The 22,085-nt window shown below is 69.1% G+C and carries 19 protein-coding genes; 7 read left to right on the top strand and 12 right to left on the bottom strand.

The features are described 5' to 3' along the window. Nucleotides 1-10: 10 nt before the first annotated feature. The 3 genes from K344_RS0100855 (at nt 11) to K344_RS19505 (ending at nt 3,036) form a co-directional block, all read left to right on the top strand. The gene (locus tag K344_RS0100855) at nt 11-802 is read left to right on the top strand and encodes an SDR family oxidoreductase (RefSeq protein WP_028079087.1); all 792 of its coding nucleotides are present in this window, start codon (nt 11-13) and stop codon (nt 800-802) included. A 127-nt stretch (nt 803-929) separates the two neighbouring features. Beyond that, nucleotides 930-1,847 carry an NAD-dependent epimerase/dehydratase family protein gene (locus K344_RS0100860; RefSeq protein ID WP_028079088.1) on the top strand — a complete coding sequence of 306 codons (918 nt, stop codon included), beginning with the start codon at nt 930-932 and terminating at the stop codon, nt 1,845-1,847. Nucleotides 1,848-1,851: 4 nt separating this feature from the next. Next, a complete protein-coding gene (locus K344_RS19505; protein ID WP_169729220.1) occupies nt 1,852-3,036 on the top strand; it encodes a sulfotransferase family protein in 1,185 nt (394 codons plus the stop codon). Nucleotides 3,037-3,053: 17 nt separating this feature from the next. Here K344_RS19505 and K344_RS0100870 read toward each other — a convergent pair whose 3' ends face one another. The 3 genes from K344_RS0100870 to K344_RS0100880 all read right to left on the bottom strand — a co-directional run bounded on the left by K344_RS0100870 (nt 3,054) and on the right by K344_RS0100880 (nt 6,587). Continuing rightward, nucleotides 3,054-4,388 (bottom strand): NAD(P)-binding domain-containing protein, encoded by a 1,335-nt coding sequence (locus K344_RS0100870; RefSeq protein ID WP_281169420.1) that lies wholly within the window; start codon nt 4,386-4,388, stop codon nt 3,054-3,056. Nucleotides 4,389-4,584: 196 nt separating this feature from the next. Beyond that, nucleotides 4,585-5,361, bottom strand: a complete 777-nt coding sequence (locus tag K344_RS0100875; protein WP_157622700.1) for a spirocyclase AveC family protein — start codon at nt 5,359-5,361, stop codon at nt 4,585-4,587. Further along, complete coding sequence (locus K344_RS0100880; protein ID WP_028079091.1) at nt 5,358-6,587, bottom strand: cytochrome P450; 1,230 nt, start codon at nt 6,585-6,587, stop codon at nt 5,358-5,360. The genes K344_RS0100875 and K344_RS0100880 overlap by 4 nt, the downstream gene beginning before the upstream one ends. A gap of 469 nt (nt 6,588-7,056) precedes the next feature. Between K344_RS0100880 and K344_RS0100885 the strand changes: the two genes are divergently transcribed. From K344_RS0100885 to K344_RS0100900, 4 genes are all read left to right on the top strand, one after another. Beyond that, entirely contained in the window at nt 7,057-7,692 is a 636-nt protein-coding gene (locus tag K344_RS0100885) for a TetR/AcrR family transcriptional regulator (RefSeq protein ID WP_028079092.1), read from the top strand. Nucleotides 7,693-8,023: 331 nt separating this feature from the next. Continuing rightward, nucleotides 8,024-9,214: an amidohydrolase family protein gene (locus tag K344_RS0100890; RefSeq protein WP_028079093.1), complete on the top strand. Its 1,191-nt coding sequence runs from the start codon at nt 8,024-8,026 to the stop codon at nt 9,212-9,214. Nucleotides 9,215-9,238: 24 nt separating this feature from the next. Further along, a complete protein-coding gene (locus K344_RS0100895) occupies nt 9,239-10,618 on the top strand; it encodes an aromatic ring-hydroxylating oxygenase subunit alpha (RefSeq protein ID WP_028079094.1) in 1,380 nt (459 codons plus the stop codon). A 25-nt stretch (nt 10,619-10,643) separates the two neighbouring features. Beyond that, entirely contained in the window at nt 10,644-11,873 is a 1,230-nt protein-coding gene (locus K344_RS0100900) for a cytochrome P450 (protein WP_028079095.1), read from the top strand. Between the two features lie 99 nt (nt 11,874-11,972). Here K344_RS0100900 and K344_RS0100905 read toward each other — a convergent pair whose 3' ends face one another. The 9 genes from K344_RS0100905 to K344_RS0100945 form a co-directional block, all read right to left on the bottom strand. Continuing rightward, on the bottom strand, nt 11,973-13,214 hold the full coding sequence (locus K344_RS0100905; RefSeq protein WP_211234441.1) for a cytochrome P450: 1,242 nt from the start codon (nt 13,212-13,214) through the stop codon (nt 11,973-11,975). Nucleotides 13,215-13,270: 56 nt separating this feature from the next. After that, a complete protein-coding gene (locus tag K344_RS0100910; protein WP_028079097.1) occupies nt 13,271-14,086 on the bottom strand; it encodes a CbbQ/NirQ/NorQ/GpvN family protein in 816 nt (271 codons plus the stop codon). Beyond that, the gene (locus K344_RS0100915) at nt 14,086-15,768 is read right to left on the bottom strand and encodes a nitric oxide reductase activation protein NorD (RefSeq protein ID WP_028079098.1); all 1,683 of its coding nucleotides are present in this window, start codon (nt 15,766-15,768) and stop codon (nt 14,086-14,088) included. Before K344_RS0100915 ends, K344_RS0100910 begins: the two co-directional genes overlap by 1 nt. A 4-nt stretch (nt 15,769-15,772) precedes the next feature. After that, nucleotides 15,773-16,852: a spirocyclase AveC family protein gene (locus K344_RS19510; RefSeq protein ID WP_157622701.1), complete on the bottom strand. Its 1,080-nt coding sequence runs from the start codon at nt 16,850-16,852 to the stop codon at nt 15,773-15,775. A 164-nt stretch (nt 16,853-17,016) separates the two neighbouring features. Next, on the bottom strand, nt 17,017-17,463 hold the full coding sequence (locus K344_RS0100925) for a nuclear transport factor 2 family protein (RefSeq protein WP_028079099.1): 447 nt from the start codon (nt 17,461-17,463) through the stop codon (nt 17,017-17,019). Between the two features lie 79 nt (nt 17,464-17,542). Further along, nucleotides 17,543-18,562 carry a phosphotransferase family protein gene (locus K344_RS0100930; protein WP_169729221.1) on the bottom strand — a complete coding sequence of 340 codons (1,020 nt, stop codon included), beginning with the start codon at nt 18,560-18,562 and terminating at the stop codon, nt 17,543-17,545. Nucleotides 18,563-18,760: 198 nt separating this feature from the next. Continuing rightward, nucleotides 18,761-19,204, bottom strand: coding sequence for a DUF2834 domain-containing protein (locus K344_RS19515; RefSeq protein WP_043113431.1), 444 nt, complete (start codon nt 19,202-19,204; stop codon nt 18,761-18,763). Then, nucleotides 19,201-20,250 carry a DUF7064 domain-containing protein gene (locus tag K344_RS23760; protein ID WP_051361740.1) on the bottom strand — a complete coding sequence of 350 codons (1,050 nt, stop codon included), beginning with the start codon at nt 20,248-20,250 and terminating at the stop codon, nt 19,201-19,203. The genes K344_RS19515 and K344_RS23760 overlap by 4 nt, the downstream gene beginning before the upstream one ends. A gap of 100 nt (nt 20,251-20,350) precedes the next feature. Continuing rightward, complete coding sequence (locus K344_RS0100945) at nt 20,351-22,057, bottom strand: FAD-binding protein (protein ID WP_028079101.1); 1,707 nt, start codon at nt 22,055-22,057, stop codon at nt 20,351-20,353. Nucleotides 22,058-22,085 lie beyond the last annotated feature (28 nt).

A 22,085-nucleotide genomic window follows, 5' to 3' on the forward strand; every position in this document is an offset into this window, starting at 1 on the left:
AAGCCGGCGCATGGAGCTGGTCGTCATCATCGGCGTGGGCGGCATGGGCCTGGCCTGCGCGCGCCGGCTGGGCGCGGGCCATCGCCTGCTGCTGGCCGACTGCGACACCGCGCGCCTGCAATCGGCCGCCGACGAGCTCGGCGCCGACGGCTTCGACGTGCGGACGAGCGTGATGGATGTTTCCGACCGCGATTCGGTCGCGACGCTGGCGCGGGCCGCGCGCGACTGCGGATCGCTGCACACCCTCGTGCTCACTGCCGGCGTGTCGCCGCTCATGGCGGACAGCAGGCGCATCTACGAAGTCGACCTGCTGGGCACGGCGCTGGTGCTCGATGCCTTCGTCGAAGTCGCGCGCGCCGGCAGCGCGGCCGTGGTGATCGCGAGCATGGCCGCTTCCTACCTGCCGCTGGCGGCGGAGCTGGAACGCGCACTGGCCAGCGTGCCGGCCGCGCAGCTGCTGGACACGGTCGCGGGCCTGCACCACGACGCGCCGCAGCTGGCCTATTGCCTGGCCAAGCGCGGCACGCAGCTGCGCGTGCAGGCGGCGGCCCTGCCCTGGGCCGCGCGCGGCGCGCGCGTGGTGTCGGTGAGTCCGGGACTCGTCGCCACGCCCATGGGCCGGCTCGAGCAATCCAATGCCGACGTGGCCGCGGTGCTCGCCGCCTGCCCGCTGAGGCGCATCGGCACCGCCGAGGATATCGCCGCGGCCGTGCAATGGCTGGCCAGCCCGGCGGCGAGCTACGTCACCGGCACAGACCTGCGCATCGATGGCGGATCGGTGGCCGCGCTGCTCGCGGGCTGATGCGACAAAGCGCGACGCGCCTCTACGGAATCGCGATGTCCAGGCGCAGAGCCCATCACGACCGAGCGAACGGTCCTCGCCTTCCGGTCCCCGGCACTGCTTCGTCGAACAACAGGGGTATCTCCGCATGCTCTCCGGCAACAAGATCCTGATCACGGGCGCGGCCGGCAGCGTGGCCTCGCCCATCACCGAAAGCCTCGCGCGCGACAACGAGGTGTGGGCGCTGGCGCGCTTCGGCAACCCGGCCGACCGCGCGCGGCTGGAGGCGCTGGGCGTGCGCAGCTGCAGCGCCGACCTGGGCAGCGGCGAGCTTTCCGGCGTGCCGGACGATTTCCACTACGTGCTGCATTTCGCGTTCGCGCGCGTGCCGCAGGGGCCGGGACAGTTCGACCAGGCCTTCCGCACCAACGGCGAAGGCACGGGCTTTCTGCTGCAGCACTGCCGCAAGGCCAGGGCCGCGCTGGTGGTGTCGTCGGCCGCGGTGTATTCGCCGCACGACGATCCCTACCACGCGCACGACGAGGACGGCCTGCTGGGCCGCGCCTGGGCCACGTGGTCACCCAGCAGCCCGGTGTCCAAGATCGCGGAGGAAGCCGTGGCGCGCTTCTGCGCGCGAGCCTTCGATCTGCCCACGACCATCGTGCGCCTCAACACCGTCTATGGCCGCGCCGGCCATCTGCCCTCGCTGCACATCCGCGCGATGCAGGCGGGCCAGAACGTGCCGCTGCCGTTCGACCCCAACCCGCACAGCCCCATCCACGTCGACGACCTGTGCGCGCAGGTCGAGGCCCTGCTGGGCTCGGCCGGCGTGCCGCCGCTGGTCACCAACTGGGCCGGCGACGAGGTGATCACCGCGCAGCACTGGTGCACCTCGGCCGCGCAGCAGCTGGGCGTGGAGGCCCGGCTGATCGTCAACGAAGTGCCGGGCGCGCCGCGTGGCAACGTCGCCGACATCACCCGTCGGCGCTCCATCACCGGGCCTTGCACGGTGCGCTTCGACGACGGCCTGCGGCGGCTGCTGCAAACCTTCCATGGCGCGGGCTGAGGCGATGACCATCGAGGCCGGCCAGCTGCTCGACCAGGCGCGCGCGCGCAGCGGCCTGCGCGACTTCGGCGACGAGGCTTTCCTGCTGCCGCTGCGGCGGCTGGTGGAGTCGATCAACGCCGAGAGCCAGCTCTCGCAGGTGGGCCGCGTCGCGGTTCCGGAGATGCTGATCGCCTCGCTGGTCAACCGCCTCGAAATCGAGGACTGCTACGCACGGCATCCGGAGATCGAGGACGAGCAGATCGTGGCGCCGCTGTTCGGCATCGGCCTGCCGCGCACCGGCAGCACCGCGCTGGGCTACATGCTGTCGCTGGACCCGGCAACGCGCGTGCTGCGCGAATGGGAATCGGGCCGTCCCTGCCCGCAGCCCGGCGCTTCCGGAAGCGAAGCCGATCCCCGCATCGCCGCCGCGCAGGCCGCGGCCGACGCTTTCGAAGCGCTCGTGCCGCAGCTGCGCAACATGCTGCCGCGCGGCGTGGAAGGCCCGCAGGAGTGCTACACGCTGCTGCAGCTGTCGTTCTCCACCTCGGCACTGGAGGCCTTCATGCACGTGCCGGGCTACGTGCAGTGGGTGATCGGCGACGGCTTCGACATGCGGCCGGCTTACCGCTATCACCGCCGCGTGCTCAAGCTGCTGCAATGGCAGAGCGGGCCGCGGCGCTGGTTCCTGCGCGCGCCCGTGCACCTGTTCGCTATCGACGCGCTGGATTCGGTCTACCCCGACGCGCAGTTCGTGATGACGCATCGCGATCCGGCCAAGGCCCTGCCCTCGCTGTGCTCGCTCATGCACCAGATCCGCTGCGCCTTCGTCGACAACCCGCAGCCGCAGGCCTTCGGCCGCGCGCAGGCACAGCAGTGGGCGCTGGCACTGCAGCGCGCGCTGGACTTTCGTGCGCGCGTGGGCGAAGCGCGGTTCTTCGACGTTTCGCATCGCCGACAGACCGCCGACCCGCTGGAGCAGATCCGCAAGCTCTACGACTGGCTCGGCTGGCGGATGGACGAGGCCTTCGATGCGCGCCTGCGCGCCTGGCAGAACGCCAACCCGCAGGGCGCGCACAAGGTCGACCCGGCGTTCTTCGGACTCGATGCGAGCGGGCTGGCGCAGCGCTACGCGTTCTACGCGGACACCGGCATCGCGCAGCGCGCGGAACAGGCCGGCCTGCCGCGCGCAGACGAACTCTGCGCGTAGCGGCTTCGCCCGGGCTGCTACTTGGTTGCCTTGGACTCCTTGTACTTCTTGAGCGCGGCGGTGACGCCGTTGTGCACGGCGGTGGCGTTGCCCCAGCCGCAATAGAAGGCCAGCTGCAGCACCATCTCCTGGCACTGCTCCTCGGTGAGTTCCTTGTTCTTGAGGGCGCCGGTGACCTGGATCTCGATGAGGTCGGCGCGGTTCATCTGCGCGGTGGCGCCGATCACCAGCATGCGACGGTCGCGGATCGACAGCCCGGGCCGCGACCAGACGTCGCCGAACAGCCAGCGCACCGTGGCGTCGACGTAGGGCGGCAGTTCCATCGAGGCCGGCGGCATCGGCACGGTGCCCTTGCCGTAGACCTGGTCCATCATCTGCAGGCCGCGCAGCTTCGGGTCCTCGTCGAGCTTGGGACCATGCGGCGTGGTACCCGGCGGCAGGCCATAGATCAGGTCGCCGCGCTCCATCGACAGCCGCGCGCCGGGGACTTCGACGCCGAGACTGTCGGCCAGGTCGATGCCGGCGTCGAGATCCTTGTAGAGCAGGTTGGCCCAGCCGCGGAACTGCTCCATGGCGGCTTCGGGCAGGCCCTGCAGCGGCTTGGTGCCACGCTTTTCCAGCAGCAGCGTGCTCATGATGTTGTGCGGGTCGCTCTTGCGGATCACTTCGATGAGCTTGCCGATGTCGACACCGGCGGCCTCGGCCAGCAGGCCGCCTTCGTAGGCGCCCAGCGTGGCGGCGTAATGCATGATGTTGCGCGCGACCTTGGCCGCCATGCCCGCGCCGATCGGGCCCATGTGCGAGAACAGCACGGCGAAGTCTTCCATCACGCCGCGCACCGACTCGACGGTCTCGGCATCGCCGCCGGCCATGAGCGCCGAGCCGCCGTTGGCCACCGAGCCGCCGCCCGTGGTGATCGCCACGTCGATGAGCTTGAAGCCGCTCTCGGCCGCGCGCTGTGCGAACTCGCGCACGATAGTCACGCGGATGGTGCTCATCAGCGCCACCACCAGCTCCGGCCGCGCCGAGCTTGAAATGCCCTTGTCGCCGAAGATCACCGTCTCGGCCTGCTCGGCATTGACCACCGACACGATGATGACGTCGGAGCGGCTCGCCACTTCGGCGGGCGAAGCGCAGGCCTTGACGCCTTCGACCGCGGCCACGGCCGCGGGACGCACGTCGTAGCCGCTCACTTCCCTGCCCTTGCGCACCAGGCAGGCGGCCACGCCCGCCCCGATCATGCCCATGCCGATCACGCCGCAGCGTTGCTGGCGTACCGCGGATACCTGCGTCATTTTTTGCTCCTGAAGGGTGTGCCGATTGCTGCAAAGGGTATGCGAAGGCCGGTGGATGGCTCAGGCGCTCGCTGTCGAATTGGAAGCAGCCGCGGAAGCGGCGCGCGCTCGACTTGCGCGCGCCGCGTTGTACGAGGCGCCCCATGGCCGCGAACGCGGGCCATGACGCAGCGGCGAGGATGCCTGGCCATGGGCGAGGTCCTTGCGCAGGCTGGCGTGGGCGCTTGGCATGGGCACGGATCGGCGGCGTGCTTCAGGGAACCAGGGCGCTGGCCTGGCCGAAGAGCTCGCGGATCGCGATCACCGGCGTGCACAGCAGCAGCCAGTAGCTGGCGTTCCAGACCAGCAGCCAGCTCAGCGCACGCAGCGCCTCGCGCTTCCAGCCGGGTGGAAAACGGTCGGGGCGCAGCAGGCGCTCGAAGCGCGGACGGCCGGCACTGTCCTGCTGCAGGATCAGGTAGCAGGTGACGCCGCCGAACAGCCCGAACGGAATGCCCGGATACAGGACCGGCTGCTGGCCCTTGGCCGTGCTCAGCGCCGGGCCGATCACGTCGACGTAGGACCACTGGCCTGCGTAGGCCACCGAAACCGCCTCGAAGGCGAGGTTGATGGCGAACAGCGCCGGCCCCGCGGTGAGCAGGCAGACCAGCAGCGGCGGCGCGGACGGAAACCTGCGGGTGGCGGCGCGCGTGAGCCACAGCATCGCCGCGAACGCCGACCACATGAACACCGGGTACGAGAAGATCACGAACCAGGGCTTGTCGGGCGTGGTCCATAGCGTCGACTTCCAGGGCATCATGTGGAAGCTCGGGCTCCACAGCAGGTAGGCACCCCAGTCGGCGTAGAACTCCTGCCAGAAGATGCCCAGGCCGGCGATGGCGCACAGCGCCGGGATGCTCAGCGTGCCGCGCCGGCGCGCCTCGATGCCATATCCCACCAGCAGGGCGAGCGCGATGAGCACGCTGCCGATCTCCACGCCGCGGGCACCGTCTCCGGCAAGATAGGTCGCGGCGACAGGCACGGTGCTCATGCGCGGCGATTCCATACCAGCGGCAGCTCGTTGACGTGGATCACGTTGCTGAGCATGAACGGCACCTTGAAACCTTCCTCGATGCGAAACTCCGGGATCGACTTGAGCATCTCGCGCAGCGACACGTCCAGCTCGCGCCGCGCCAGATGCGCGCCCAGGCAGCGGTGCAGGCCGAAGCCGAAGGTCAGGTGCACCGGCCGGCGCTCGATGTCGATGGTCTGCGGATTCGGGAAGGCCTCGGGGTCGTTGGAGCCCAGCGGCGTCGACATGGCGATGCGATCGCCCGCCTTGATGGTGACGCCGTGCAGCGTGAAGTCCTGCTTGCACAGGCGGAAGGTGGTCACGGCCGCATAGGCGCGCAGCAGCTCCTGCAGCGCGTTCTCGATTTTCGACGGGTCCTCGCGCAGCTCTCGCTGCAGCTCGGGGTGACGCGCCAGGTGATAGAAGTGCAGGCCGAGGTTGGCGGTCACCGTGTCGAGCCCGCCCAGGAACAGGTTGAAGCAGTGTCCGAACACTTCCTCGCGCGACCACGGGCGGCCGTCGACCCTGAGCTTGAGCACCTGGCTGATGAGGTCGTCGGCCGGATCGGCGATGCGCGCGTCGACGGCCTGGTAGAGCATGTCCTTGGCCAGCCTCACCGCGCGGCCGCGCACTTCCCAGGTGGGCGCGTGGACCAGCGCGTTCTCCCAGTCGAGAAATTCCTGCATGCGCTCCTGCGGCAGTCCCATGAGGTCGAGGAAGATCGATACCGGGAACGGGATCGCGTAGTCCTTGATGAAGTCGCAGCCGTCGCGATCCTTGATGCGCGCGATCAGGCTCTGCGAACGCTCGCGCACCTTCTGCTCCAGCTCCGCCATCTTCTTGGGCGTGTAGAGCGGATTGAGCGCGGTGCGGAACGCGCTGTGGGTGGGCGGATCGAGTTCGGTGGGAATGATGTCCCAGCTCTCGCCGATCATCGCCGCGAACTGCGTGTTGCCGCGCTTCATCACTTCAGTGGTGTTGTCGTAGACGCGCTTGAGGTCTTCGTTGCGGCGGATCACCCAGCCACCGCCCGCGGCGCCCGGAAACACGTCCGTGCCCCAGAACACCGCCGGCCCTTCGTGAATCCTGGGCACGAGCTCGGCGAAGGGATCGACGTAGCTCACGGCGCGCGGCGTCAGCGCGAAGGGACGCGCGAGTTCGGGCGGGACATGGGACGGAATGCTGCTGGAGGGATCGGGCTGCATGGTTCTGCCACTGGCTGATCAACAGGTTGTCGGGTGTCGCGGACGCGTGGCCGTCGGCGCGGGCGCCCACAACGATGGCGCGGCCGAAATCCGCGCCGGGTGCAAGCGGTCAGGCCATCATGCTAGCTGACGTTCCGCCAGTTTTGCACCTGCCGGCGCGATCGGCCTGGCGCGCGGCTGCTAGCATCTCGGCTGCGGCATGAGATCCTCCGGCACCCGTCGTCGCAGGCACCTGCATGGCGGCATCGATCGCCGCGCTTATCGATATCGAGCGTCCGGTGGCGACAGCGGCGCCCCGAATCGCAAAAAGCATAGAGGGATGCGACGTGGGCCGTCACGCGAAGAAATGTAATAGGCGTTCTCCGGCGTTTTCGGGCGTGGGCTGCGCCAGGGGCCGCGGCGCTGTGGTTATCTCGCGACTGCGCGTCGCGCCGGCGAGACCGCCGCATGAATGGCGCGGCATTGTCCAATGAGCAACAAGAAGTCGGAAACCCTGCAGCGGGTGCTGGAGATCGCCAGCCTGCTGTTCGTCGAACATCCCTTTGCCGAAGTTTCGGTCATCACCATTGCCAGGCTGGCGCATTGCTCCACCACCACCCTCTACGACGTCTTCGGCAGCAAGGAGCAGCTGTTCGCCGCGGCCGTGCGGCAGCGGCTCGCCGAGTGCCTGCCGCAGCTGGACACGCTGCACGAACGCCAAGGCCTGGACGCGCTGCTCGAATTCACCAGGGCGCGCATCGAGGCGCTGTCCCGGCCGACCACGCGCGCGATCCTGGGCGCGATCAGCAAACAGGCTGAAATCCTGCAGCCGGTGCTGGCACGGCAGATGACCGAAGCGCAGCGGGAAACCGACGAGACGGCGTATCGCTGCATCCGCGGCGCACTCGCAGAAGGTTCCCTGCGTCCCTTGCCCGAGGAAACCCTGCGCTACAGCATCTTCGCGGTGAGCGCCTACGGCCCCGGCTTGCTGTCGCTGTACGGCACGCAGTATCCGGTGTCGATGCCCGACGCCATCCGCATGACCTTCGAGCCGATCGTCTCGGAGTCGGGCAAGGTGATACTCGAACGCTACCTGCGCGCGCAGGCCGCGGACAAGCGCGGCTGAGGCGTCGCCCAGCTTCGCCACCGGCCCGCATCGCTGCGTCGGCGCGCCACGCGCCCGGCGCGAGCCGATCTTCGCGATGGAGCCATTGCTCAGGCGATCCCGGACTTCCGTCTCAGGCAAGCGAGGGCCGAGGATGATGTTTCGTATTCCGCGCTGAAGCTGTCGGCGTCGGCGTCGGCGTTCAGACAATAGCGGCCAGGGCCGGACTGGCGGGCGCAATTAACTGGCAGATTATCAGTTTTTGAAGCCGCGCCGCAACGACGGCGGTCAAGGCGGTGGCAGCGCTCCGGTCGCATGCTGCGACCACATTCCCACAGCGCCGGAGCGAGACATGACGACAGCCGCCTACCCCATTTACGACGCCGATCAGCACTACTACGAAACGCCGGACGCGTTTCTGCGCCATCTGCCGAAGGAGTTCCGCAAGGAGTTCCAGTACGTCACCGTCAACGGCCGCACCAAGCTCGCCATCGGCGGCATGTTGTCGGACTACATTCCGAATCCGGGCTTCGAGGTGGTGGCGGCGCCGGGCTCGCATGAGAATTGGTATCGCGGCGAGAACCCGCAGGGCCTGTCGTTCCGCGAGTTCGGCGGCAAGCCGGTGCCTTCCGCTGCGGCCTTCCACGAGGGCAAGGCGCATCTGCAGGAACTCGACCGCCAGGGTGTGCAGGCGGCGATCGTGCTGCCGACGCTGGCTTCGGTGATCGAAGGCCACATCGGCCACAAGACCGACGCGGTCGCCGCGCTGTTCCACTCGCTCAACCAGTGGGTGGCCGACGAATACGGCTTCGGCAACGGCCGCCAGTTTCCGGCGGCGGCGATCAATCTTTCCAACCTCGACAACGCACTGCGCGAACTCGACTTCGTGATGAAGGCCGGCGCGCGCGTGGTGCTGGTGCGTCCCGCGCCGGTGCCCGGCCCGCACGGCGGACGCTCCTTCGGCTTTGCGGAATTCGACCCGTTCTGGGCGCGCGTGGCCGAAGGCAAGATCCTGGTGGTGATGCACACCTCCGATACCGGCTACGACCAGATCTACCGCTGGTGGACCGAAGGCGCGGCCGGCGAATACCGCCCGTTCGAGAAGGATGCGTTCAAGGAAGTGCTGGACATCGCCCTGGGGCGGCCGATCCAGGACGCGCTGTCGGCGCTGATCTGCCACGGCGTGTTCGACCGTCATCCCGGCGTGCGCGTGGCCTCGCTGGAGAACGGCTCGGCCTGGCTGGCGCCGCTGCTCGGCCGCCTGGAGAGCACCTTCCACAAGATGCCCAAGGCCTTCAGGCAGGACCCGGTGGAGGCCTTCCGCCGGCACATCTACATCGCGCCGTTCTACGAGGACTCGGTGCGCAAGGTGGTGGACCTGATGGGTGCCGACCGCGTGCTGTTCGGCAGCGACTGGCCGCATCCGGAAGGTCTCGCCAATCCCATGGATTTCCTCAAGGACATCGCCGATCTCAGCGCGCAGGAGCAGCAGCAGGTGATGAGCAGCAACCTGAAGAACCTGCTCGACGGCCGCTGGAACTGAGCCGGCTCACCGGAGGAGATCGACATGAACGACTTCACCCGGCCCGAGCCGGCCCTGCCGCCGCATCGGCAGGTGCGCGCGGACTTCGTCCCGCAGGAGGACAACACCTCGCCGGCCATCGCGCAGCTGGAGCGCGAGCGCCTGTGGCCACGCGTCTGGCAGATGGCCTGCCGCGAGGAGGAGATTGCGCAGGTCGGCAATTTCGTCACCTACGAGATTCTCGACCAGTCGATCATCGTCATCCGCGTGTCGGAGACGGCGATCAAGGCCTACCACAACGTCTGCCCGCACCGCGGCCGTCAGCTGATGCAAGGCTGCGGCAGCGTCAACAAGCTGCACTGCGCCTTTCACGGCTGGCAATGGACGCTGCGGGGCGAGCTGCTGCGCGTGCAGGACCGCGAGGACTGGAACGGCTGCAGCGACATGGCGGACCGCGACCTGCGCCTGGCCGAAGTGCGGCTCGGCCGCTGGGGCGGCTTCGTCTTCATCAACCTGGATGCGGACGGCGAAGCCTTCGACGATTTCATCGCGCCGGTGCGCCGCGCGCTGGACCCCCTGGGCTTCGAGGAGTACCGCTTCGGCTGGTACAAGACGCTGCTGCTGAAGGCCAACTGGAAGACCGCGATCGAGGCCTTCCAGGAGAGCTATCACGTCGCCAGCGTGCACCCGCAATACCTGCCGGTGGTCGACGAGCTCAACAAGAGCTACGCCGAGGGCCAGCACTCCAAGCATGTGTACCTGTTCCAGCGGCCGATGGGCGCGCCCTCGCATCACACCACGCTGCCGGTGCCTGCCGACCTGCGCGCCGGCGTGGCCGGCGTGCTCGCCGCCTTCCGCGACTGGGTGGGTGATGCGGAGGGCAAGGGCCAGGTCACGGCGCGCAGCGCTGCCGCGGCGCAGCGCGTGCTCACCGAGGTGCCGGAAGGCACGCCGCCGCAGGAGGTGATGATGGCCGCCATCGGCTTCATGCTCGAAGCCGCGCATGCGCAGGGCGTGCAATGGCCCAGGCTGACGCCGGAGCAGACGATGGCGGCCGGCGTGGACTGGACCGTGTTCCCCAACATGGGCCTGGTGTTCGCCTTCGACGGCTGCTTGGTGTTCCGCGCGCGGCCCAATGGCAGCGACCCGGACAGCTGCATCTTCGACGCCTGGTCGATCCTGCGCCTGGCGCCGCAGGAAGTGCCCAGGCTGCAGCGCGAGTTCTACCCCGACTGGAAGGCGCGCGAGCACGAGATTCCCGGGCTGCTGGTGCAGGACCTGCGCAACATGGAGTTCGTGCAGCGCGGCCTGCATTCGCTGGGCCTCAAGGGACTGCGGACCAACCCCGTGCAGGAAGTGCAGGTTTCGCATCTGCACCGCGTGCTGCACCGCTATCTCTACGGCGACGACGAGCTGCGCGCCTGAGCCTGCGTATCCGAGGACCATAGCCATGAACGACTTCTCGCAGCCCGCCGCAATGGCCCCGCTGCCGCCCAACGTGCGGCCCGAGCAGGTGCACGAGCACCCCTTGCGCATCGGCCTGACCAGCTTCGATCACCCTTATGAAACCCTGGTGCCGGCACTGGCCGCGGGGCCCGAGGTGTACTACAGCCTCGACGGCTATCCGTTCAACCGGCCGATGTGGGTGTTCCGCACACTGGCCGACATGACCGCCATCTACCAGGACACCGAGCACTTCTCCAGCAAGGACTTCGCGCCGCATGCCAAGTCCGTCGGCGACAGCTGGAGCCAGATTCCGGCCGAAACCGATCCGCCGATGCACGGCCGCTACCGCGTGATGCTCAACCCGCTGTTCACGCCGGTGCGCATCGCCGCGATGGAAGCGCATGTGCGTGACTGCGCGCGTCACTACATTGCGCAGTTCAAGGACCGCGGCGAGTGCGACTTCATGGAAGAGATGGCCATGAAGTTTCCGATCCGCGTGTTCCTGGAGCTGGCCGGGCTGCCGCTGGACCAGGTCGACACCTTCCTCGAATGGGAGAGCAAGCTGATCCGCCCCCATTCCATGGAAGAGCTTGCCGACGGCACGCGCCGGGTCAAGCACTACCTGCTGGGCGTGATCGAGCAGCGCAAGCGCGACCCTTCCGGGCCCGATCTGATCAGCCACGCCCTGCGCGCCGAAGTCGACGGGCGCAAGCTCGACGACGACGAAATGCTGGGCTTCTGCTTCAACCTGTTCATCGGCGGCCTCGACACCGTGGCCACCAACATGGGCTGGCATTTCCGCCACCTGGCCGAGCATCCCGAGCACCAGGCCGAGCTGCGCGCGCATCCCGAACGCATTCCCGCGGCCGTGGAGGAACTGCTGCGCGCCTACGCCGCCGTCACCACCTTCCGCACCTGCATCAAGCCGATCACGCTGCACGGCGTCGACCTGCTGCCGGGCGACAAGGTAGCGCTGGTGACCGCGCTGGGCAATCGCGATCCGCAGGCCTTCGAGGCGCCGCACGAAGTACGGCTGGACCGCAAGCCGCGGCATCTCAGCTTCGCCAGCGGGCCGCACCGCTGCCTCGGCGCGCCGCTGGCACGCCGCGAGCTGGTGATCGCGATGGAAGAAATGCTGAAGACGCTGCCACCGTTCCGCATCCGGCCCGGCGCGCGCATCGAGAGCACCATTGGGCCGGTGATCCAGCCGCTGACGCTGCCCCTGGTGTGGTAGCGGGCGCGCCTCAAGCCGCCGGCCGCGGGGGCCGCTCGCCGGCCAGAGCCGCGGCCCCGCTTCCGTTGCGCGGCCGTCGCCGCCGACCCGGCGGTGGATTCAGACCTTCCACACTAGCGGCAGGCTCAGCGGCTGAATGATCGGACCGATCGAGGTGGTAATGGTGGCGCCTGGCTTGATGCGGAATTCCGGGATCGCCTTGAGGAATTCCTCCATCGCGAAGATCAGCTCGCGGCGTGCCAGCGGCGCGCCGACGCAGCGATGCGGGCCGGTGGCGAAGGTGGTGTGGCGCGGGTTGCGGTCGAGCTTCACTTCGTTGGGATGGTCCCAGCTCTGCGGATCGCGGCCGGCCAGCGAAGTGACCATCGACACCTTGTCGCCCGGCATGATCTGCACGCCGCCCACCGTCACCGGCTTGATGCAGGTGCGGTAAGTAGTGACCGCACCGTAGGCGCGCATGAATTCTTCCAGCGCCGCCGGGATCTGGTCGGGATTGGCGCGCAGGAAGTTCTGGTGCTCGGGATGCTCGGCCAGGTGACGGAACTGCAGGCCCATGTGCGTGGACACGGTGTCGAGCCCGCCGATGAACAGGTTGAAGCAGAAGCCGACCATCTCGTCGTCGGTCAGCTTGCGGCCCTGCACCTCGCTCTGCACCACGTAGGAGATGAAATCGCCGGTGGGATTGCGGCGGCGGTCTTCGATGGTCTCGATCAGGAAGTTCTTGACCAGGCGCGTGCCCTCGGCCATTTCCTCGATCGACTTCGGATGCGTCAGCTTCATCTCCCAGGCCATGAACTTGTCCAGCTCGTCCAGCGGCAGGCCCATCAGCTCCAGGAACACCTGGATCGGGAACTGGAAGGCGAGGTCCTTCATAAAGTCGCACTCGCCCTTGTGCTTGAACTGGTCGATCGCGTCCTTGGCGAACTGGCGCACATGGTCTTCGAGTTCGGCCATTTTCTTCGGCGCGAACAGCGGGTTCATGATGTTGCGGTAGAGCTGGTGCATCGGCGGATCGGTTTCCGCCGGGATCTGGCTCCAGTTCTCGCCGAGCAGCTTGGCGAAGGGCGCGAAGTCCTTGCTCGAGAAGTGCTCGGTGTCCATGTACACGGCCTGCTGGTCGGCGCGGCGCAGCAGCACCCACACGGCGGAGCCGCCCGGATAGCCGTCGCGCGCGTAGAACACCGGCGGATACTCCGCCTGCATCTTCGGGATCACGGTCTCGAAGGGGTTTTCCTGGGTGATCATGCCCAGGCTCATCGGATACGGGCTGCGCACCAGCTCGGCCGGCACGTGCGGCGGTATTTCCTTGCTGGCGGGGCTCAGCAGCTTGCTCAGATCCATGGTGAAGCTCCTTGCTCGGTTACGGGGTTCTACGGGTTCAAGTGTTGGCTGAAGAATCAGGCCAGGTACTGCGCCAGCAGCGCGCGCAGCGACGCGACCATTTCGGCGTCGTCGGACAGCGGTTGAATGATCGCGGCGTCCACCGCGATGTCGCGCGGCACGCCGGCCGCCAGCAGCCGCGCCGCCGCGACCAGCACGCGCGTCGAGGCCACTTCGCGCAGGCCCGAGCCCGACAGCCGGCGGATCGCCTGGCCCAGCGTCACCAGCCAGGCCGCGTCGGCCGCGGCCACGCCGGACTCGTGCGCGACGATGCGCTGCTCGAGTTCGCGCGCGGGATAGCCCAGTTCGATGGCCACGAAGCGCTGCCGCGTCGACGGCTTCATGTCCTTGAGCACCGACTGGTAGCCGGGGTTGTACGACACCACCAGCATGAAGCCGGGCGCGGCTTCGAGCGTGATGCCGAGACGGTCGATCGGCAGTTGCCGGCGATGATCGCTGAGCGAGTGCAGCACCACGGTGGTGTCCTGCCGTGCCTCGACGATCTCGTCGAGATAGCAGATCGCGCCCTGGCGCATCGCGCGCGTGAGGGGGCCGTCGGACCACACGGTGTCGCCGCCGCTGAGCAGATGGCGGCCGACCAGATCGGAAGCCGACAGGTCCTCGTGGCAGGCCACGGTGATCAGCGGCCGCTGCAGGCGCGCGGCCATGTGTTCGACGAAGCGCGTCTTGCCGCAGCCGGTCGGGCCCTTGAGCAGCACCGCGAGACGCTGCTGCGCGGCGGCATCGAACACGGTTTGTTCGTGCGCCTGCGGCAGGTAGTACGGCACTTCGCTCGACGCGGACTCCGGCGGACGATGCAGGGAAACGGACATCAGGCTGCCTTGTTCAATGGCGTGCCGCTGCTGCGCTGCCGCTTGGTTTGGGTGAGCCGCAGCGCGTTGACCAGCAGCGGGCCTACGAGAACGCGCATCGAGCGCCAGTCGGGTGCCGCCGCGTGGCAGGCGGCGCCGAACACGCGCGTCAGCACCTCATCGGCGGTTGCGCTGCCCAGGGTGATGCAGGTCGCGCCGATGCCGGCGGCGCGCACTTCCTGCAATGCGCGCGCGGCGTCGGCCTCGGCGTAGGGGCCTTCGTAGGCCTCGTCGTAGGCGAAGCCGTCGCTGATCACGATCAGCAGCCGGCGCGCGCCGGCCTGCTGCCGCAGCATCCAGGCGCCGTGGCGGATCGCCGTGCCCAGGCGCGTGTAGGCGCCGGGCTCGACGCCGCCCAGTCGGCGCGCGACGTCGAGGCTGGCCGGTTCGTCGAAGCGCTTGATGCGGCGGAAATGCACCTGCCCGCGGCCGCGCGAATGGAAGGCCTGCAGGCCCACGCGGTCGCCGTGCGCGTCGAAGGCATCGAGCAGCGCGGCCGCGGCGTCGAGCTGGTGGTCGTGCACGCGGCGGCCGTCGGCCGCGCGCTCCAGCACCGAGCCGGAGATGTCGAGCAGGATCAGCACGCCGAGGTCGCGCGCGCGCCGCAGCAGATCCACCGCGATGCGCTCGTCGGGCCTGTGGCCGCTGCGCAGGTCGATCAGCGCCTGCGTGGCGGCGTCATAGTCCAGGTCCATGCCCCGCGGCTGGCGGCGGCTGCGGCGCAGCTCGCGGCCCAGCTGCGCCACCGCGCGGCGCACCGCGAGGTCGTGGCGGATGCAGGCTTCGCCGGCGCTGGCTTCGAGGTTCGCCACCGAGCACCACTGCGGCCGGTAGCGGCGCCGCACCTCGTCCCATTCCGGCCAGGTCGCGACCGTGGGCCCGCCCAGTGCGTCGGCGTCGCCCGCGGCGCCCGGCGCCCGCACGCGCGTGATGCTGCCGGGCATGTGCGGCACGTGGCCGCTGCTGGGGCCGTCGCCGGCCGCGCCGCCCTCGCCGTCCGCGCCCAGGCGCGAATGGCGCTTGCGGCCGAACAGCTGGCTGAGCATGCGCGTGAGCGCGTTCTCGCGCATCGCCAGCTGCGACAGCAGCGCCTGCAGCTGCGAAGTGGAGCCCGCCTCCTGCGCGCTGTCGTCGGTCTGCGGCGGCTGCGCGGCGTCGCCGAACTGGCGCGAAGTCCTGGCCACCGTGCTGGCCAGCGTGGCGGCGGCGAGGCGCGGACGCAGCGTTCCCAGCCATTGCGGCGCGGCCGGCAGGGGCCGATGGCCCAGCGCCAGCTGCAACGCCTCGGCGGCGCTGCCGGCGGCCGGCAGGCCCAGCGCATCGATCGCCCGGGCGATGCGCGGCGGGATCAGCGGCCCCAGCTCGCGCGCGGCGCGGCTGCCTTCGATCAGCAGCCAGCGGCGGCAGGCCGTGCGGCTGCCGCGCAGGGCGCGCAAGGCATCGGGCTGCAGGCTGCCGGCGCCGATCAGCGCCGCATGCAGCGCCGCCGCGAGCAGCTGCTGGTCCGGCGTGAGCCCGGCGGCCAGGCGCAGCGCCGGACCGTCGAGGCAGCTCACGCCGTCACCTGCTTCCACGACCGTCAGCGGCTGGCCGGCGACGGCGGTCGCGAGCAGCGTGACCAGCGAGGTGGACGACGCCGGCATGGCTTCAACCCGGCGGCGGCAGCTGCGAGTGGCGGATCGGGATCGGCACGCCCGGCCCCGGGCAGGCCATGGGCGTGCCCACGCCGCACATGTGGTTGTGCAGGTGGCTGGCGTAGCCCGAGGGCGTCTGCACGTTGGGACTCTCGAGGTTGATGGCCGCCAGCGCGACGCCGTAGCCGATCAGCAGCACGTTGACGAAACCCACCACCGCGAGCAGCCGCAGGCCGGTGCGCGCGGTCTCCGACACCTGCAGCGCGTCGGCGCCGCGCTCGACCACGCTGCGGCCGCGATCGTCGCGGAAGAAGCGCAGCGCCGCGGTGGCGACCCACACCGCGCCCCAGACGATGGGGTTGTAGACCGGGTACTGGTAGGTTTCGCCGCTCCAGATCGCGAGGCTGCGTTCGGCGCCCGGATAGGCCTGCACGCCCAGGCGGTTCATGACCAGTTCCTCGACCAGCAGCGAAATGCCACAGAACAGCCAGGCCACGGCCACGTAGCGCAGCACGCCTGCATCCGGCCAGCGCCGGCGCGCCCACTGCATGAGCAGGCAGGCCACGATCGGCACCCACAGGAATACCTGCGAATAGCCGAACGGCGCGGTCAGCAGGATCGGTTCGGCGTAGAACTCCGCGCGCGGCGCCAGCCAGCCCGGAATGTACGGCCCCCAGCTCTGCAGGTTGACCATGGCCGAGCTGCCGAAAAACTGCGGGCGGATGAAGTTGGCCAGCGGATCGGCCCAGCCGGCGAGCGCGCCGCCGATGAACAGCATGGCGTCGAAGGTGAGCTGCTTTTCCCGGATGGAGCGCAGCGTCACGTAGACCGCGCCGGCGATGCAGGCGCCGACGCCGAAGACCTGGAACAGCAGGCAGGCGATGCGCGTGTAGCCGGGCACGTCGGCCGGATCGGGCACGATGGGCTTGGCGCCGCCATCGGCGATCCAGGCGCCGAACACGTAGATCTGCAGCACGATGAAGAAAGCGCCGAGCGCCGCCCAGGCGACGGTGCCGTTGAAACTGCCCTGACGCGCCAGGCTGGCCGCGATGACGGGCGCGCGGCCGGCGCGGCCGGTGGTGATGGTGCTCATCGAAGTCTCCTGCCGGCGGCTGTGCCAGCGCATCGTTCAAATTGGCAATTGGTGATTCCCGCGAAGGCCGCGGTCCGCATTCCATAGCCGCAGCTGCGACTCGTTGGGTCGCGCGCAGCGGATGGCCGCCGGCGCGGGAATGACGGCATGGGGCCTCGGCGCCATCAGCTCAGCTCCAGGTGCAGCCGCGTCAGCCTCAGGCTGTCGATGCGCCAGTGCTCGCCGCGGCGCGCATAGGTTTCGTGGTAGTGGCCGTAGCCGTGCAGCCGGCTGAAGGGGCCTTGCCTGGGCGCGTCGGCCGCCCACACCAGCAGGTCTTCCATGGCCCAGATGCCGGTGGCCTTGTCGGCCGACAGGATCTCGATGCGCGGCATGTGCCCGTGGTGCACGCTGGTCACGCCCGTGAGCAGGCGGCTCACGGTGTCGGTGATGGCCGCAGCGGTCTTCACGACGTTGCCGGCACCGGGCTGGTCACCGGCGATGTCCATGGTGGCGTCCTCGGTGAACAGCGCGCCCCACTCGCTCCACCGCTTGCCGTCGAGGCACTCGAAGTAGCGCGCCTTCAGCTGCTTGATCTGCTCGATGGCGAACAGCGCCTCGATACGGTCCATGCCTGGCGTCCTCCACCCCTTGTCGTTAGCTGACATATCGTCATCTTTGCGGCCGAAGCACCGCGCTCGCTCGCGCGGCCTATCGCGGCAGGCCGCTCCACACGAACTTCGACGGCGTCGGCGGCGTCAGGCCCAGCATCTGCGCCAGGTAGTGCGTGCCGAAGTTGTCTTCCTCCAGCTCGCGCGAGTCGGCGGGAAGCCGCCCCTGGCGCTTGAGCAGCCGCGCCAGGCCCATGATGTTGACGGTCATGCGGAACGCCGCCAGCACCATGAGGTAGTCGAGGTCGCGCGCCGGCAGCCCGCTGCTTTCCTGCCACAGCGCGATGGTCTCGGCGGCATCGCCCAGGCCCGGCAGCCGCGGCAGGCCGAAGGCCACGCTGTTGGCGTGATCGAGCAGCAGCCACCAGGCCAGGTCACTCACCGCGCCGCCCAGCGACATGAGATCCCAGTCCAGCACGGCCACGCAGCGGTCGTCGCGGAAGATCATGTTGCCGATGCGCGCGTCGCCCCAGGCGAAGGCCGCGGGATGATCCTTGGGCAGGTGGTCGAGCAGCCATTGCGCGGCGGTTTCGAGGATCGCCTGTTCGCGGCCCTGCGCGGCCCAGCGGTACGAGGCGATGTAGTAGCGCACCAGTTGTTCGAGCCCCGAATCGCCGTATTCCGGACGATCGAGGAAGGCCACGCGCGCCGGGTCCACGCGATGCATCCGGCTCATCACGCGCACCGCGTCGCTCCACATGGCGTGGCGCTGACGCGGCGTGGCGTCGAACAGGAAGCCGGTGGCGTTGTACGGCGGCACGTCGGCCGGCACCTGGCCGTCGATGCGCTCCATGAGGTAGAACGCGCGCCCGATGATGCCGGCGTCGGGCTCGTAGCCATAGACCTTGGGCACCGGCACGCCGGGCAGCCCGGCCAGCGCCTGCAGCGCGCGCGGGTGGTCCTCGAAGCGGAAATCCATGTACATCGCGTCCGGGGTGTCGAGCCGCAGCACGTAGCGGCCGTCGCGCTGCACGCCACGCTCGGACCAGCGCGCCTCCAGCATCAGCGTCTCGTTGGCCACGCCGTTGCCCGAAGGCGCGCGCAGTTCGGTGATCGTCACGGGTGCTCCGCCCGCGAGCCTGTGCGACAGCCAGGGCTGCAGCTGTCGCTGAGTGGCCGCAAGATCGCGCTCATGGCCGCGCAGCGGGATGCCCGGCCCGCGGGTTTCGGCTTGCGTTGCTGCGGTTTCGGCCATGGTCATGTTCTCCTCCATGCTGTTTGTCTTTTGCCTGTGTTCCACGGGCGCCGCCGGCGCCGGCTACAGCCTCATGAAACTCGCGCCCAGCAGCAGCAGCGACAACGACGCCAGCAGCGCGAATCCGATCCATTCCGGCGCCGACAGCGCCTCCTGCGGCCGCGTGTCGCCGATGCGCGCGCGCAGGCGTTCGCGATGCGCCAGGAACAGCGGCACGAAGATGCTGATGGTGATCGTCATGCCGGCGAGTACGTACCACCAGGTGCTTTTCATGTTCAGGCGGCGGCCCTCGCCGATCATCCACAGCAGCACCGCGGCGGTCAGCATGAAGGCGTCGATGCTGATGGAGCGCGTTCCGGGCGTGAGCAGCATGTCGGCGACCAGCTGGTGCAGCATGCCGGGCATGCCCAGGTGCCCATAGGCGAGGTTCTGCGACCAGGTGCCCACGGCCGCGAGCGCCGCGATCAGCAGGTAGATCGTGAACTTGGCGCGCTGGCTGGCGTTCATGCGCTGCCACGCTGCAGGCGCGCCGAGCGCTCCATCAGGCCGTAGCTCTCGTCGCCGTCCCACAGCCAGTGGCCATGGCCGGGCGCGTAGATCCCGTAGGGTCCGTCGAAGTCCGCGCCGAACGCCATGCCCAGCGGCTTCTGCGGCGTGGCGTAGTGCGTGCGGATGGTGGTGCACCGCAATTCATGCAGGCCCAGATCGGACTGCAGCTTGACGGTGAACTGCTCGCCGCGATTGCGCAGGCGCTCCAGCTTCGGCGCCTCGACGATGCCGGCGTGATGCAGCTTGCCGTCGACGGTCACGAAGGCGGTATCGAGCGTGATGCGGCCCTCGGGCGTCCACATGCGCTGCAGGCCGAAGCCGCGGCGGCTCTGCGGGAACCAGGCGGTGGCCAGCACGTGCCCGCCCCACTGGTCCATGCCGTGGCCGCGACGTCCGCGCGAATGGTCGCGCATGCCGGTGCCGGAGAACGGCTGAGTCTTGCCGCGCAGCGTCACCGTGCCTTCCACCGTGTACAGCTGCTGGTAATGCGAGCTGGCCCAGACCTGCTCCTCCATGCTGCCGCCGCCGTAGCGGCTGGTGGCCGACTGGTGCGCGTCCCAGACCGGCGCCTGCATGGTGGCGGTGAGCTCGATGCGGGCGAGCTCCTTGGCGCCGTCGCGCAGGCGGCCGCTGCGCATCTCCTCGTCGCTGCTGTGCGTGACCAGGCCGTCGAAGCTCGCGGTCCAGGTCTTGAACGGCTCGACGCAGCGCAGCCGCAGATTGGCGCCGGCGGGGCGCTCCTCGGCGGCCGGCCGGCGATAGGCGTACATGCTCAGCTGCCCCTCGTCGCCGGGCAGCGAGATGATGACCTGGTCCTCGTAGATGCCGAAGTCGTCCGGCCAGGTGCCCAGGTGCAGCCACAGGCCGACGTCGATCTTCGGATCATAGGTCACGATCATGAAGTTTTCGGCGAAGCGCTCGACGCCGCTGGCGCCGGTCAGCGCGTATTCGCGGGCCGGCTCGAGGCCGGAACTCAGATCGGGGGACTGCGGGCCCTGCTGCATGCACTTCTCCTCTGCTGCAGGTCGTCGCCTGCGTGGTTCGCTTTCAAACTCGTTTGCGCCGTCGAGGCTCGGGCCTCGCAGCGCCATACCCACTTTTGCCTCAGCCGACGCTGGCCCGCGCCGCAGCCACCACCGGCAGCGCCTGCTCCATCGCCGCGCTGCGGCCCGCGCGACGCCCCGCGAACACGCAGTCCGCGATCGACGTGCCGCTCACGTAGAAGCGCGAGCAGATGCCGACGGCGTTGCGGCCCGCCGCGAACAGGCCGGCGATGCGCGAGCCGTCCTCGCGCTTGACGTGACCGCTGGCCTCGTCCACCACCAGGCCGCCCATCGGGATCGACGGGCAGGGATATTTCTTGCTGTCGATCGAGATGTCGATCGCGTAGTACGGACCGTCGACGAGCGGATCGAGATACTCGGCGCTCTTGCCCAGGGGATCGACGCCGCTCGCCACTGCCGCGTTGTACTCGGCCACGGTGCGTTCGAGATTGGCGGCCGGGATGCCGCACTTTTGTGCGAGTTCGGCCAGCGTCTTGCCCTTGCGCGTGTTGGTGAGCAGGTTGATCAGCAGGGTGAAGCCGTAGGACAGCCATTCCGGCAGCCAGCCTTTCTCGAAGGTCGGCAGCACATTCTTCCAGGCCTCGCGATACAGCGGCTTGTCGACGATGAGCAAGGCCTTGCGATCGGGCAGCGCGGCGATGCGCTCGCCCATGCGGCCCAGGTAGACGTCCTCTGACACGAAGCGCTCGCCGCCGCTGCTCACCGCCACGCCTTTCACGAACGCGGTGGGCGGGCTGATCGAGCGCCAGGCCGAGACCCGCTCCATCTCGCCGACGGCGCCGCCCGCGGTCTGGCCCAGGCGGATGCCCGCGCCGTCGCAGCCGACGCTGCCCAGCGCCATGGCGCCGGCATAGTTGGGCGCGTAGTGGCGCACCATCGGGCGGTTCATGGCGAAGCTGCCGGTGGACAGCACCACGCCGCGGCGCGCGCGGATCAGCAGGCGCTGGCCGTCGTTCTGCTCGAGTGCGGCGGTCTTGCGTGCGGCCCACTGGATCACCGGCTCGAAGTAGTTGAGCCCGGCGTTGACCAGATTGATCAGCCGGCGGTGCTTCTTCCAGGCCTTGGCGCCGGGCGGGATGCGCCGCACCTCGACGCCCACCACCGTGCCGCTGCGGTCCAGCACCAGGCGCGAGGCCGGCGCGTGGGTCATCAGCCGCACGCCCTTGGCCAGCGCCGAGGCCTTGAGCGCCTTGAACAGCACGCCGCCGGTGTAGCCGTCGCCGAACACGCGATGGCCGCGCGGCGCCGGCTTGGCGTGCTCGCGATAGCCGGCGACGAGCTCGTTGCCCGAGAAGTACAGGTAATACTTGTTGGGCGGATACGAGCGCTTGGTCTTGTACAGCGTGCTGTTGAAACCCACGCCCTGCTTCTGCAGCCACTGCAGGTTGTCGTTGCTGTCGCGACAGAAGCGCATCAGCGTCTCGTCGGCGACCACGCCCTCGGTTTCCAGCTTGAGGTAGCGGTACATCTCCTCGGGCGTGTCCTCGTAGCCGGCATCGCGCTGCACCTGCGTCGCGCCGCCGTAGTAGATGCCGCCGCTGATGGCCGTCGAGCCGCCGCCTTCGAAGCGATCCACCGCGAGCACTTCGGCACCGGCATCGCGCGCCTCGATGGCCGCGGACGCACCGGCCGCGCCGAAGCCCACGATCACCACGTCGGCACTCTCGCTCCACTGCGCACGCTCGACGTCGTCGAGCACCAGCGGCGGTTCGACGGGCGAGTTCCAGTTTGCATCACCGGGCTTCATGGTCTGGGGTTCTCGAAAAAGTTCTTTG

The sequence above is a fragment of the Solimonas soli DSM 21787 genome (assembly GCF_000474945.1).
GTDB classification, from domain to species: Bacteria; Pseudomonadota; Gammaproteobacteria; order Nevskiales; family Nevskiaceae; genus Solimonas; species Solimonas soli.

Bases quoted from the DNA above. Each gene is read 5' to 3' on its own strand.
- K344_RS0100855 (WP_028079087.1), top strand. From the start codon at position 11: ATGGAGCTGGTCGTCATCATCGGCGTGGGCGGCATGGGCCTGGCCTGC.
- K344_RS0100860 (WP_028079088.1), top strand. From the start codon at position 930: ATGCTCTCCGGCAACAAGATCCTGATCACGGGCGCGGCCGGCAGCGTG.
- K344_RS19505 (WP_169729220.1), top strand. From the start codon at position 1,852: ATGACCATCGAGGCCGGCCAGCTGCTCGACCAGGCGCGCGCGCGCAGC.
- K344_RS0100875 (WP_157622700.1), bottom strand. From the start codon at position 5,361: ATGAGCACCGTGCCTGTCGCCGCGACCTATCTTGCCGGAGACGGTGCC.
- K344_RS0100880 (WP_028079091.1), bottom strand. From the start codon at position 6,587: ATGCAGCCCGATCCCTCCAGCAGCATTCCGTCCCATGTCCCGCCCGAA.
- K344_RS0100885 (WP_028079092.1), top strand. From the start codon at position 7,057: ATGAGCAACAAGAAGTCGGAAACCCTGCAGCGGGTGCTGGAGATCGCC.
- K344_RS0100890 (WP_028079093.1), top strand. From the start codon at position 8,024: ATGACGACAGCCGCCTACCCCATTTACGACGCCGATCAGCACTACTAC.
- K344_RS0100895 (WP_028079094.1), top strand. From the start codon at position 9,239: ATGAACGACTTCACCCGGCCCGAGCCGGCCCTGCCGCCGCATCGGCAG.
- K344_RS0100900 (WP_028079095.1), top strand. From the start codon at position 10,644: ATGAACGACTTCTCGCAGCCCGCCGCAATGGCCCCGCTGCCGCCCAAC.
- K344_RS0100905 (WP_211234441.1), bottom strand. From the start codon at position 13,214: ATGGATCTGAGCAAGCTGCTGAGCCCCGCCAGCAAGGAAATACCGCCG.
- K344_RS0100910 (WP_028079097.1), bottom strand. From the start codon at position 14,086: ATGTCCGTTTCCCTGCATCGTCCGCCGGAGTCCGCGTCGAGCGAAGTG.
- K344_RS0100915 (WP_028079098.1), bottom strand. From the start codon at position 15,768: ATGCCGGCGTCGTCCACCTCGCTGGTCACGCTGCTCGCGACCGCCGTC.
- K344_RS19510 (WP_157622701.1), bottom strand. From the start codon at position 16,852: ATGAGCACCATCACCACCGGCCGCGCCGGCCGCGCGCCCGTCATCGCG.
- K344_RS0100925 (WP_028079099.1), bottom strand. From the start codon at position 17,463: ATGGACCGTATCGAGGCGCTGTTCGCCATCGAGCAGATCAAGCAGCTG.
- K344_RS19515 (WP_043113431.1), bottom strand. From the start codon at position 19,204: ATGAACGCCAGCCAGCGCGCCAAGTTCACGATCTACCTGCTGATCGCG.
- K344_RS23760 (WP_051361740.1), bottom strand. From the start codon at position 20,250: ATGCAGCAGGGCCCGCAGTCCCCCGATCTGAGTTCCGGCCTCGAGCCG.
- K344_RS0100945 (WP_028079101.1), bottom strand. From the start codon at position 22,057: ATGAAGCCCGGTGATGCAAACTGGAACTCGCCCGTCGAACCGCCGCTG.